Annotated in this window: 12 protein-coding genes and 1 tRNA gene; 7 read left to right on the forward strand and 6 right to left on the reverse strand. The window is 40.0% G+C overall.

The window, feature by feature from the left end; genetic code table 11:
- The first annotated feature begins 175 nt into the window (after nucleotides 1-175).
- From aceK to rimI, 4 genes are all read left to right on the forward strand, one after another.
- The gene (aceK, locus tag H4J54_RS09460; protein ID WP_182190633.1) at nucleotides 176-1,906 is read left to right on the forward strand and encodes a bifunctional isocitrate dehydrogenase kinase/phosphatase; all 1,731 of its coding nucleotides are present in this window, start codon (nucleotides 176-178) and stop codon (nucleotides 1,904-1,906) included.
- A 203-nt stretch (nucleotides 1,907-2,109) separates the two neighbouring features.
- Nucleotides 2,110-2,186 (forward strand) — tRNA-Trp (locus tag H4J54_RS09465).
- A 142-nt stretch (nucleotides 2,187-2,328) separates the two neighbouring features.
- Nucleotides 2,329-2,802, forward strand: a complete 474-nt coding sequence (locus tag H4J54_RS09470) for a hypothetical protein (protein ID WP_182190634.1) — start codon at nucleotides 2,329-2,331, stop codon at nucleotides 2,800-2,802.
- Nucleotides 2,799-3,260, forward strand: a complete 462-nt coding sequence (gene rimI / locus H4J54_RS09475; protein WP_182190635.1) for a ribosomal protein S18-alanine N-acetyltransferase — start codon at nucleotides 2,799-2,801, stop codon at nucleotides 3,258-3,260. The genes H4J54_RS09470 and rimI overlap by 4 nt, the downstream gene beginning before the upstream one ends.
- 111 nt (nucleotides 3,261-3,371) lie before the next feature.
- On the opposite strand, the gene H4J54_RS09480 is transcribed toward rimI, so the two are convergent.
- The 6 genes from H4J54_RS09480 to napF all read right to left on the reverse strand — a co-directional run bounded on the left by H4J54_RS09480 (nucleotide 3,372) and on the right by napF (nucleotide 8,109).
- Nucleotides 3,372-3,947 carry a cytochrome c3 family protein gene (locus tag H4J54_RS09480; protein WP_182190636.1) on the reverse strand — a complete coding sequence of 192 codons (576 nt, stop codon included), beginning with the start codon at nucleotides 3,945-3,947 and terminating at the stop codon, nucleotides 3,372-3,374.
- 26 nt (nucleotides 3,948-3,973) lie between these two features.
- Nucleotides 3,974-4,432: a nitrate reductase cytochrome c-type subunit gene (locus tag H4J54_RS09485; RefSeq protein ID WP_182190637.1), complete on the reverse strand. Its 459-nt coding sequence runs from the start codon at nucleotides 4,430-4,432 to the stop codon at nucleotides 3,974-3,976.
- A 55-nt stretch (nucleotides 4,433-4,487) separates the two neighbouring features.
- Complete coding sequence (gene napA, locus H4J54_RS09490; protein ID WP_182190638.1) at nucleotides 4,488-6,977, reverse strand: nitrate reductase catalytic subunit NapA; 2,490 nt, start codon at nucleotides 6,975-6,977, stop codon at nucleotides 4,488-4,490.
- Nucleotides 6,974-7,276, reverse strand: a complete 303-nt coding sequence (locus H4J54_RS09495; RefSeq protein WP_182190639.1) for a chaperone NapD — start codon at nucleotides 7,274-7,276, stop codon at nucleotides 6,974-6,976. Before H4J54_RS09495 ends, napA begins: the two co-directional genes overlap by 4 nt.
- 12 nt (nucleotides 7,277-7,288) lie before the next feature.
- Nucleotides 7,289-7,456, reverse strand: a complete 168-nt coding sequence (locus tag H4J54_RS09500; RefSeq protein WP_182190640.1) for a TIGR02808 family protein — start codon at nucleotides 7,454-7,456, stop codon at nucleotides 7,289-7,291.
- Between the two features lie 137 nt (nucleotides 7,457-7,593).
- The gene (gene napF / locus H4J54_RS09505; RefSeq protein ID WP_182190641.1) at nucleotides 7,594-8,109 is read right to left on the reverse strand and encodes a ferredoxin-type protein NapF; all 516 of its coding nucleotides are present in this window, start codon (nucleotides 8,107-8,109) and stop codon (nucleotides 7,594-7,596) included.
- A 402-nt stretch (nucleotides 8,110-8,511) separates the two neighbouring features.
- Between napF and prfC the strand changes: the two genes are divergently transcribed.
- The 3 genes from prfC to H4J54_RS09520 all read left to right on the forward strand — a co-directional run bounded on the left by prfC (nucleotide 8,512) and on the right by H4J54_RS09520 (nucleotide 12,865).
- On the forward strand, nucleotides 8,512-10,092 hold the full coding sequence (gene prfC, locus H4J54_RS09510; protein WP_182190642.1) for a peptide chain release factor 3: 1,581 nt from the start codon (nucleotides 8,512-8,514) through the stop codon (nucleotides 10,090-10,092).
- 129 nt (nucleotides 10,093-10,221) lie between these two features.
- Complete coding sequence (gene argS / locus H4J54_RS09515) at nucleotides 10,222-11,961, forward strand: arginine--tRNA ligase (protein ID WP_182190643.1); 1,740 nt, start codon at nucleotides 10,222-10,224, stop codon at nucleotides 11,959-11,961.
- 94 nt (nucleotides 11,962-12,055) lie between these two features.
- Nucleotides 12,056-12,865, forward strand: a complete 810-nt coding sequence (locus H4J54_RS09520) for a TatD family hydrolase (RefSeq protein ID WP_259367133.1) — start codon at nucleotides 12,056-12,058, stop codon at nucleotides 12,863-12,865.
- Nucleotides 12,866-12,889 lie beyond the last annotated feature (24 nt).

Below are 12,889 nucleotides of genomic sequence, written 5' to 3' on the forward strand. Positions count from 1 at the left end.
ACGTCACGAATAGCAAGTATTAACTTGTAAAACTCAGCATGGGATATAATAGCAATATTACCTAAAGTACCTCAGTGCTATCACGAGCATAAATAGCGACTATAGTTTAAAATTAATCACCTAAAACCTTCATTTTGACGTATGCTGAAAGTAAATAACTTAGTCAGGTAAGCACATGAAAAATCTTGCTTTCGCTATCGCAAAAACTATTATCAACGGTTTTGAGCGACATATTTATCTTTACAGTGAAATAACAAAAACGGCAAAACAACGTTTTGAACAACAACGTTGGCATGACATACAATTAGCCGCTAAAGCCCGTACTGACTTTTATGATCAACGTATAGAAGAAACACTCACCACGATTAAACAAGATTTTCTGGTCACTGAGTTAAGTGATGAACTTTGGCAATATGTTAAAAGTTGCTATATAGATATACTCAGTAAACATCCTCAACCAGAGTTAGCTGAGAGTTTTTATAATTCAATATTTTGCCATCTGTTTGAGCGTGAATATTATCATAATGCCTATATTTTCGTGCAATCAACCGCCACACGCTTAGATACGTTACCGACACCAAAAATATTTACCAGTTACTTTCCTGCCGAACAAGGATTGTTTAAAACCATCAACCACATTATGAATAAACAAAATTTTTCAGTGCCATTTACGCACTTGAAAAAAGATATCAATATTCTAATAGCAAAATTTCGTCAACACGCAGATAAAACGCTCTATCAGCTATCAGATTTACAATTCGATATTTTAGATTCTGTTTTCTACCGTAATAAAGGCGCTTACATTATTGGCAGGGTAATTTCCCCAGGTGGTGAAACACCCTTTATTATTTCGCTATTAAACACTGAAAAAGAAGGTTTGTTTATTGACGCTTTGATCACCGAAGGTGAAGATATGGCGGTGGTTTTTGGTTTTGCTCGTGCTTATTTCTTTGTCGATTGCCAGCACCCACACGCATTAATTGTTTTTCTTAATCGTTTAACTCCTCATAAAACTAGCGCGGATTTATATTCTGCCATCGGTTTTCACAAACAGGGAAAAACCCAGTTTTATCGTGACTTTTTAAACCATCTGGATAACAGTGATGACAAACTTGTACTCGCGCCGGGTATCAAAGGTATGGTGATGTCGGTATTTATGCTGCCATCATATCCTTATGTTTTTAAAATTATTAAAGACAAGTTTTCCCCCAGTAAAAATATGACTCGGGAAGATGTTAAAGGCAAATATCGTTTAGTTAAATTGCATGATCGAGTTGGACGAATGGCTGATACTATGGAATATTCCGAAGTGGCTTTTCCAAAACAACGCTTCTCAGCCGAGCTACTTGAAGAACTCAATGCCGTTGCCCCTTCGTTGTTAAGATATGAAGATGATTTAGTGATCATTAAACATATGTATATCGAACGTAAAATGACGCCCCTGAATTTGTACTTGGCAACAGCCAATGATGCGCAAGTAGACAATGCTATGTCTGGCTACGGCGAAGCGATTAAACAGCTAATTGCCGCCAATATATTTCCAGGCGATATGTTGTTGAAAAATTTTGGTGTCACGCGCCATGGTCGGGTAATTTTTTATGACTACGATGAAATTACCTATATGAATGAAGTTAATTTTCGCGTTAAACCAGAAGCTGTCACAGAAGAGCAAATTTACGCTGCAGAGCCATGGTACTCTGTTGACCCTGGTGATGTATTTCCAGAAGAAATAGCCACTTTTGCTTTAGCCAATAAGCGTTATCGACAAGCCTTTTTAGGTCATCATGCTAATTTACTGCAAGCTCAATATTGGCAAGACTGCCAAGCGAGAGTGGCTAAAGGCGTTTTTGCCGATGTGTACCCGTATCCTGAAGCATCACGCTTTTGTCATTGGCAAAGTAAATAAAACCACCCGAGATAGCCAAAAAACTTTAGTTGTCTGGCTATCTAGCCATTCTACTTCAACCAGAACCTTGAAGTAGAATGGCTATAAAACCAACAATAAATAATAAAAACCCGCACATCTGTTGTTTATTTAGCCGAACAGTCATTTTTTTTAAATTTACGCTTTACCTTTAGCTCGGCATCAGTATAATTCGAATCTGTTGCAGGGGTGTAGTTCCAATTGGTAGAACAGCGGTCTCCAAAACCGACGGTTGGGAGTTCGAATCTCTCCACCCCTGCCAATATCCTTTCTTATGTTAGACCATGTTAGTTCTTACTAATTTGATTAATTAACTAACAAATCGTAATTATAACAAATTCTAGTTCTTCCTATTTCAAAACTCTGTCATGATAACTGTGATTTCTAACTGTAGCTAAAATGATATGAGCATTAACAAAAGACAATTTGAATTATTACAAGCCATGGGTATTACCGTTTGGCAAAGGCGTGATTTATCCAACCATAACTCATTGTTAGAAAATCCTTCTCATACGGCTCAAAATTCTGAGCAAGATAGTACCGCCATTAATGCCGTTGCCACAGAGCCATCGGCAGTAGAAAGCCAAAATACGACTGCGGACACTACCATCAACGAAGAAATTACCGTCGATCTGCAAGCATTGCTCAAACAACAACTATTTAAAGATGTTATTCGCTGCCTAGGAGCAAGTAGTGCCGATTTATCCGTTGAGCATAATCAAATTGATTTAGGGATTATCAATTGGCAATTTACCGTTAAAAAAAGTATTGAATTTAAGCATAATTGCTTAAAAACACCTGATTTAATCACCATTGCCAACTCACCAGCATTAAAAAAATCTTTATGGCAATCAATAGGATCCTTAAGCTCAATATGACAAAAATAGCTAACACTACCTTTAGTCCTGTTAATCAGGATATTGTCGAACAACTTATGGTAATTGAACTTGCCTGCCATCCCCATCCGTGGAGTGAAAAAACGTTTCGCAGTTGTATCGATGGACGATATTTTGGTGACTACCTCACCATCGACAATGCTCTCGTTGGCTTTTATGTTGGCGAGCACGTAGTGGGTGAATCAACCTTAATGGATATTTGTGTTCCGCCAGAACAACAAGGTAAAGGTTACGGTAAAGCCCTGCTGTTGCAATTCTTCGAACATTGTAAACAGCTCGCGATCAAAACCATTTTTCTTGAAGTGCGCGCAAAAAACATCAGCGCACAAATGCTTTATATTAATCAAGGCTTCACTGAAATATCACGTAGAACCGGTTATTACCCAAGTAATACTGGCTTTGGCTATGAAGATGCCATAGTGATGTCAAAAAAATTATAATAAATTCCTAGTTTATTACAGCCATAGACACGATGAATGTTCCAGGTACTAAAAAGCAAACCTAGTGGTTTGCTTTTCGCTACGCGAGGAAAGCATTTAACTTCAGGCAAATTACCAGTTTTCAACACCTTTCATATCGGGTAACTTATGAGCAATCCCTTTATGGCAATCAATACAAGTTTTCTCACCAGATGCCAAGGCGTCAGAGTGCATTTTTACGCTGCGGTTACCTTGCTCAGAAAAATCCATATACTCAAAGTCATGACAATTTCGACATTCTAATGAGTCATTTTCTTTCATTCGTTTCCACTCACGTTCAGCCATAGAGCGACGATGGTCAACAAACTCTTCACGGGTGTCGATAACGCCCGTTAACATCCCCCAAACTTCTTTACTGGCCGCAATTTTACGTACTATCTTATCAGTCCATTTTTTAGGTACATGGCAATCAGGACAGGTAGCACGCACACCAGAACGGTTGGCATAGTGAATAGTTTCTCGATACTCCTGATAGACATTGTCTTGCATTTCATGACAACTAATACAAAACTCTTCGGTATTGGTGACTTCTAATGCGGTATTAAAACCACCCCAGAAAATAACGCCGCCAGCAAAACCAATGGCCAAAATAAACCACAGTGCGGCACTACTGGGTGATTTTAAAAACCTCCAAAAATTCTTTAGCATTTTATGTCCCTTAGTATTTCCACGGTTTATTCATGACCCAAGGATTCAATCGGTTCAAAGGTATTATCAACCAATGGCGCTGCATCCGCCTGAGTAACATGGCATTGCAAACAAAAATACCGACGCGGCGAAACATCCGACAGTGTTTTGCCATCGCGGGTTTGAAAATGCGTTAAGCTAATTTTCGTGGCACCGGTTTCTACTGCATATTTCCAGCTATGACAGTTCAAACATTTATTACTATTGAGATCAATGCGATAGCCTCGCGTTTGATGTGGAATAACCGGTGGTTGATGAATGTAATTGCGCGCGATGGTTTTTTTGTCTTTAATCACTCGTTTTAGTTTGTCAGCAGCACGGGTTTCATCAATAGTCGCCGCCGCGCGGATAGTAGCTAGGCCACCTGAGTTTACGGTCTCTTGTGCTAAGGTAGTAAGCGTAATGACCAAAACAGCAACGGCAATTAATAAAGATAATAATTTCATTTTCACTCTCCCACGTTTCGATAATCGAACTTATCGACAGGTAAATTTTTCAGCATTAAGCTTTAGTTACTTTAACCGCACATTTTTTATAATCAGTTTGTTTTGATAGCGGGTCGGTTGCATCTAATGTTAACTTATTCACTAACTGCTTAGCGTCAAACCAAGGCATAAACACTAAACCTCTTGGTGGTCGGTTTCGGCCTCGGGTTTCAATTCGTGATTCAACTTCACCTCGGCGCGACTCCATCAGTACTCTATCACCACGGCGTAAACCTCGTGCTCTCGCATCATCCAGATGCATAAAAATCACCGCGTCAGGAAAGGCTTTATGTAACTCAGGTACTCGTGAGGTCATAGAGCCTGAATGCCAATGTTCAAGCACACGTCCAGTACTTAACCATAAGTTATATTCTTCATCAGGCGATTCAGCAGCTGGCTCATAGGGTAAGGCAAAAATAACCGCTTTATTATCCTCATGACCGTAAAACTGTACTTCACTACCTTTGGCAACGTAAGGGTCATATCCCTCTCTGAAACGCCACTTGGTTTCCTTACCATTAACCACCGGCCATCTTAAGCCACGCTCTTCGTGATATCGGTCAAAAGGTGCTAAATCATGACCATGACCCCGACCAAACTCAGCATATTCTTCAAACAAGCCTTTTTGGATATAAAAGCCAAAATAATCGCCCTCATAATTAGTATCGCCTTTGGATTCAGTCATCGGAAACTTATCAACTTTACCATTAGCATAAAGCACGTCGTATAGGGTTTTACCTCGAAGCGATGGCTCTTTCGCAATTAATTCTTCTGGCCAAACTTCTTCGACTTTAAAGCGTTTAGAAAACTCAACTAATTGCCATAAATCAGAACGCGCATCACCTGGGGCATTAACTTGTTGATGCCAAAATTGTGTTCTACGCTCAGCATTACCATAAGCGCCTTCTTTTTCTACCCACATTGCGGTCGGTAAAATTAAATCCGCAGCTTGTGCTGTTACTGTTGGGTAAGGGTCAGACACCACAATAAAGTTTTCTGGATTGCGATAACCAGGAATCGCTTCTTCATTAATGTTCGCTGCCGCTTGCATATTATTGTTACACATAACCCAGTAAGCGTTGAGCTTGCCGTCTTTTAACATCCGATTTTGTAAAGCGGCATGATAACCAGGTTTTGGCGGAATGGTGCCTTCAGGTAACTTCCATATTTTTTCCGCTGTCGCTCTGTGCGCGGGATTTTTAACCACTAAATCAGCCGGTAAACGATGTGAAAAAGTCCCCACTTCACGTGCCGTACCACAAGCAGAAGGTTGACCGGTTAATGAGAACGGGCTATTGCCGGGTTCAGAGATTTTCCCGGTTAACAAATGCACGTTATACATTAAATTATTGGCCCAAACACCTCGTGTATGCTGGTTAAAGCCCATAGTCCAGAAAGAGGTGACTTTAATTTTAGGATCTGCATATAGCTTTGCCATTTCAAGTAAATTAGCTTCTGGCACTCCGGATAGTTTTGACACAGACTCTAGGGTATAAGTACTTACAAACTTAGCGTAATCTTCAAAACTCATCGGTTTAGAAGCACCACTGCCGGCATTTTTAGCCGCTTTTTCCAGCGGATGCGTTGGCCGTAAGCCATAACCAATATCAGTAACGCCTTCACGCACATTGACATGCTTTTTCATGAAGTCTTCATTGACGGCATTATTTTGAATAATATAGTTGGCAATATAATTCAGAATAGCCAAATCTGTTTGTGGCGTGAAAATCATACCATTGTCGGCGAGTTCAAAGCTGCGATGTTTATAGGTAGATAAAACATTCACTTTAACGTGTGGCGCACTTAACCGACGGTCGGTGAGTCGAGACCACAAAATAGGATGCATCTCCGCCATATTTGAGCCCCAAAGCACAAAAGCATCAGCATTTTCTAAATCGTCGTAACACCCCATTGGCTCATCGATACCAAAGGTACGCATAAAGCCACCCACTGCGGATGCCATACAGTGACGAGCGTTCGGGTCAATATTATTACTTAAGAAGCCCGCTTTCATCAGCTTAGATGCCGCATAACCTTCCCAAACGGTCCACTGGCCAGAGCCAAACATACCCACTGAGGTTGGGCCTTTCTTCTTGATAGCCGTTTTAAACTTATCAGCCATAACATCAAAAGCTTTATCCCAGCTTACTGGCGTAAACTCACCTTCTTTATGATATTTACCATCGGTCATTCTGAGTAACGGCTGGGTCAAACGGTCTTTGCCGTACATAATTTTCGAAAGAAAATAGCCTTTAATACAATTTAGGCCTTTATTGACTTCGGCTTCTGGATCGCCTTGCGTTGCGACTACTTTACCCTGTTGAGTCCCCACCAATACACTACAACCTGTACCACAAAAACGACAAGGTGCTTTATCCCATTTTATGGTACTTTGAGACGATTTTGTGATCAAATTAGTCGCCGACGTTGGCACAGCAACTCCCGCAGCAACAGCGGTTGCAGCAATTGCGTTAGCTTTAATAAAGTCACGTCTAGTTAACGTCATAATTTTTCCCCCTGATGCTGAGGTAAACCCGCATCGTTATGATGAAATATAAGTGATGAAGAGATAACACCGGCAACATTGCTCATGTCTGTAATAGTATCTATGATGCGTTTTGCCGGATTGCTTTCGCCTTCAAGCCCTTCGACAGTAAAAACTAAACTGCCGTTTTCGCCTGTTACATGAATCTCAGCACCTGGGTACGCTTTTAGGGCATCAGCCACTTTAGCCGCTTTATCTGGGTAAGCCATAAACATAACCCCAGCAATATTTACCGGGCTTTCTTCTAGAAGATTAATCATATGTATGCCCTTTTATAACTTTTTGTTTGTTTTAGTTTTAGATGCAGATACTGGTTTAGCGCCAAATATTTTTAAAATAACCACTGCGCCTAATGCGGTGGCAATAAAACCAAAGATGAAGATGAATGGCATTGATGTATAACCCAAAACATTCCATATTAATTGCTCTAAATCACTCATTACTTGCTCCTAGTAAGGATATATACCCAAACCACTTGCAGATGCCGTTTCAGCGTTAAGCTAGGAAATCAGCTCAAGGCGCAGTATGAAGATAAGGGTTATTCCCTTATCAAGTGCTGCAACGCTGGGCTGGTTCTCTAGCTTATTTCCCTATCGGTATATTCAAGTGGCTTAGGTATAGATATTTTAATTGCAGATTCAGGACAAACCGCTACACATGCTCCGCATCGAGTACAATCTGTTAGTGTGATTTCAGGTTGAGGTACGCTGCCATGAAGGTATTTAAACGAGATGGCTTCAGGCTCGCAACTGTCTTGACAAACTTGACAATACACTTGTTTTTTTGCCAGGCAATTTGCTTGAATTTCAATCGTTAGCTGCCAAGGCAAGGTATCTAATGACTTAAAGAGTGGCTCATCACAGGCCATGACACATTTTTGACAGAACGTACATTCCCCAACCGAAAAATCAACCTCAGGAAAACCACCGTCACCTTTAATAAGGATGTTTTCTTCACAAGCATCAATGCAGTCACCACATTGCGTACAGCCTCGAATAAATAGTTTTTCGTCGACAATCCAAGGTAATCTAACCGCCGTTGGTGTTGCCAAATTTTTTGCTCTGATAAAATTACGACGACTTAAATCAACCATAAATCTCCACTAAAGAAACGAAAAAACAACCTAAGTAACATTCATCAAAGACAAATATTATCTACTGAGAATACAATATTTAATCACTAGGCTTGTTGATGTACATCAAGTTTCTTTAGCACTTAACAGGTAAAACCCTAAATGATGTCAACATGAAGATAAGAGCAATAAATCAGCACTAACCTGAGCATAAATTAAAAGCCGATTAAGGTTTGAAATTACCAACGTCGCGATTAAAATAAAGCACTTACTAACAGGAACCTTTGACTATTTTGTCCAATATAGAAAATAAACCGACAATCCCAGATATTGTTACTGCCCTTCGCACTCGTTTTCGCTATAATGTTGCGCTTTAAAATTTAAGTTAATTTTTTTCATCCACTTTAAAAACAGGTAATTTGCATGTCTGTACAACAGCAAGAAGTCGACCTTAGACGCACCTTCGCTATTATTAGTCACCCTGATGCAGGTAAAACGACTATCACTGAAAAGGTCTTACTTTTTGGTCAAGCAATACAAAAAGCAGGAACCGTTAAAGGTAAAAAGTCGGGACAACATGCAAAATCTGACTGGATGGAAATGGAAAAAGAACGTGGTATTTCAATTACTACTTCTGTAATGCAATTTCCGTATAACAATTGTTTAGTCAATTTACTCGATACCCCCGGCCATGAAGACTTCTCAGAAGATACTTATCGAACACTGACCGCAGTCGACTCGTGCTTAATGGTGATTGACGTAGCTAAAGGTGTTGAAGCTCGTACCATTAAACTAATGGAAGTTACCCGTTTACGCGACACCCCTATTATTACCTTCATGAATAAAATGGACCGCGATGTGCGAGATCCAATGGAAGTTATGGATGAAGTTGAAGACATACTAAAAATAAAATGTGCCCCTATTACTTGGCCCATTGGCATGGGTAAAGAGTTTAAAGGTGTCTATAATATTTTGACTGATGAGATATTTTTATATCAGACAGGTCAAGGTCATACTATTCAAGAAAAACGTGTCATTAAAGGCATAGATAACCCAGAGCTAGATGCCGTTATTGGTAATTACGCTGAAGACTTACGTGAAGAATTGGCACTGGTTGTTGGTGCTTCTCATGAATTTAATCATGAAGAATTTTTAAAAGGCGAATTAACACCGGTATATTTTGGTACCGCATTGGGCAACTTTGGTGTTGACCATATGCTAAACGGCCTAACTCGCTGGGCCCCCAAGCCATTATCGCGCGCAACTGACACCCGAATTGTTAGAGCTGAGGAAGAGAAGTTTTCTGGTTTTGTCTTTAAAATCCAAGCCAACATGGACCCTAAACATCGTGATCGCATTGCCTTTATGCGCATTTGTTCAGGCAAGTACGAAAAAGGCATGAAGATGAAACAAGTACGCATCGGCAAAGACGTTAGAATTGCTGATGCTGTAACTTTTATGGCGGGTGACCGCTCAAATGTCGAGCAAGCTTATGCTGGCGATATTATTGGCTTACATAACCACGGTAGTATTCAAATTGGCGATACCTTTACCGCTGGTGAAGATATGAAATTTAGTGGTATTCCAAATTTTGCGCCAGAAATGTTCCGTCGTATTCGTTTACGCGATCCACTCAAAGCAAAACAATTACAAAAAGGCCTGATTCAATTATCAGAAGAAGGTGCAGTACAAGTATTTAGACCTTTCAACTCTAACGATATGATCGTTGGTGCGGTAGGGGTATTGCAGTTTGACGTTGTCGTACAACGCTTAAAAACTGAATACAAAGTTGACGCTATTTATGAACCGATCAGCGTAGCAACTGCACGTTGGTGTAGTTGTGATAATGAGCGCACTTTAGAGCAATTTCAAAAGAAAGCTTATGATAACCTAGCACTGGATGGTGGCAATAATTTAACCTATATCGCCCCTACTATGGTTAACTTAAACCTAGCGCAAGAGCGCCACCCAGATATTGAGTTTCACAAAACACGTGAGCATTAATAAATGTGTTGTAAGTAAAAACCATTGATAGCCGATAATTTATCCATAAGCGTAATGAAAAGCATCACGCTTATTCACTCAAGTTATCGCCGCTCACTTGAGCCTTTAATCGAAGAAGAGTTAATTTAAATGAATATTAGCAACATCCTGAATGAAAAAGTTAAGCTTGCTATGACAGCGGCAGGTTTACCAGAAGGTACAAACCCTGCGATAAGTTTATCTAACCGAGCAAATTTTGGTGACTACCAAGCTAATGGTGTCATGGGTGCGGCTAAAAAATTAAAAACCAATCCACGTGAACTGGCAACTAAAGTCGTTGCTGCTCTGGACTTAACCGGTATCGCTGAAAAAGTTGAATTAGCCGGCCCTGGCTTTATTAATATTCATTTAGACAAAAACTGGTTAGCAAAGCAATTAAATGAAATATCAAATGACAAAAATTTAGGCGTAATACAGGCAATAAAGCCTCAAAATGTTGTCGTTGATTACTCTGCTCCTAACCTGGCAAAAGAAATGCACGTAGGGCATTTACGCTCAACCATTATTGGTGATGCCGTTGTGCGCGCGCTTGAGTTTCGTGGTGAACATGTTATCCGCCAAAATCACATGGGTGATTGGGGTACACAGTTTGGTATGTTATTAGCCCATTTAAGCGATAAGTTGGCGGCTGATGAAGTAGCTGAAACGGCCCTATCAGATCTAGAAAACTTTTATCGTGAAGCGAAAGTGCGTTTTGATAACGAAGACGGCTTTGCTGATCGTGCTCGTGATTACGTCGTAAAACTGCAAAGTGGCGATGGCCATTGTGCAAAACTTTGGCAACAATTTATTGATATTTCAATTAGCCATAGCGAAGAGATTTATCAAAAACTCAACGTGACCTTAACCCGTAAAGATATTATGGGTGAAAGTGCTTATAACAATGATTTATCAAACGTTATTGATGAACTCATGGCACAAAAAATAGCGGTAGAAGATCAAGGCGCTAAAGTTGTGTTTATTAATGAAATGGCCAACAAAGATGGTGACCCCTCAGTATTTATCGTGCAAAAGTCTGGCGGCGGTTACTTATATGCCACCACCGACCTTTCAGCTTGTCGCTACCGCAGTGGTCAGTTAAAAGCTGATCGTATTATTATTTTTACTGACGCTCGTCAAGCTTTACACTTTAAGCAAGTTGAAATTGTGGCGCGTAAAGCCGGTTTCTTACCTGAGCATGTCAGTTATGATCATTGCCCATTTGGTATGATGATGGGAGACGACGGTAAGCCTTTTAAGACACGAACGGGTGGCACAATAAAACTAGCTGAATTGCTTGATGAAGCCGTTATTAGAGCTAAAGCTGTTATCGCTGAAAAGAACCCTGATTACAGCGAAGAGCATTTAACTGAAATTGCCAAAAAAGTGGGTATTGGCGCGGTCAAGTTTGCTGATTTATCAAAAAACCGTACCAGTGATTATATTTTCAACTGGAAAACCATGCTGAGTTTTGAAGGTGCTACCGCGCCCTACTTACAGTATGCTTATTCACGTATTCAAAGTATTTTTACTAAAGCCGACTTTTCAGCCAATAATAACTTACCCGCCATTGCTATTGTTGAACCACAAGAAAAAGCGTTAGCACTAAAGTTATTGCAGCTAGAAAATGTTATCGACTCAGTTATTAGTGAATGTACACCCAACTTGCTGTGTAATTATTTATATGAACTTGCCAGTCTTTATATGAGTTTTTACGAAGCCTGCCCAATATTAAAAGATGATATAGCCAGTGATGTACAGCAATCGCGACTGGCACTAAGCTACATAATTGCCAATACGCTTAAACAAGGTTTAGACATTTTAGGCATTGACGTAATGGAACGCATGTAAATAAAATAGCCATTCTAGGTAGTGTTGATTCGCTCATTAAAAAAGTGAATTAACACTTCGAAAATGGTTAGTTAACGTAAAGTGGGGGGAGCAAATGACAGACATGCTAAGCTTTACCGACAGCCATTGTCATCTTGATTTTGACGCTTTTTCTGCCAATTTACCCGACTTACTTAAGCAATGCCAGCAAGCGAATATTCATCATATCGTTATACCCAGCATTGGCCCTAAAAACTGGCATAAGACACTCACACTAGCAAAAAATCACACTAGTGAAACACTAACATTGCATCCGTGTTTAGGTATTCATCCTTGGTTTTTGAATGACTTACATGCTGATAGTCTAACTGTTTTAGAGCACTTAGTTAACAACCACCGCAATGACATTGTGGCTATCGGTGAAGCGGGCATTGATGGCGTTATTGCTCAAGCAGAAAATAATTTAGCGCAGCAAATTCAAATTTTTGAACATCAACTTACCTTAGCAAAATCCTACCAGTTACCCATTATTGTTCATCATCGCAAATCGCATCAGCATATTGTCGCTATGCTACGACAAAAAAAACTCACTAAAGGTGGAATTATCCACGCTTTTTCAGGTAGTTACCAGCAAGCATGTCAGTATATTGATTTAGGTTTTAAGCTAGGTATCGGCGGCACAATTACCTATCCACGCGCGGAAAAAACCATTAAAGCCATAAAACGACTACCCCTAGCAAGCTTAGTGTTGGAAACAGACGCACCGTCAATGCCATTATATGGTTTTCAAGGCCAAGATAATTCGCCCTTACAGCTGATCAAAGTATTTCAAGCACTGGTGGGCATACGCTCTGAATCAGCGAGTGAACTTGCCCATGCATTGGAGTCGAATATAAACACTGTTTTAGCTTTCGCTAAAAGCTAAGTAAAACATAAATTAAAACATTAC

The sequence above is a fragment of the Colwellia sp. MB3u-8 genome (genome assembly GCF_014076985.1).
Classification (GTDB): domain Bacteria; phylum Pseudomonadota; class Gammaproteobacteria; order Enterobacterales; family Alteromonadaceae; genus Cognaticolwellia.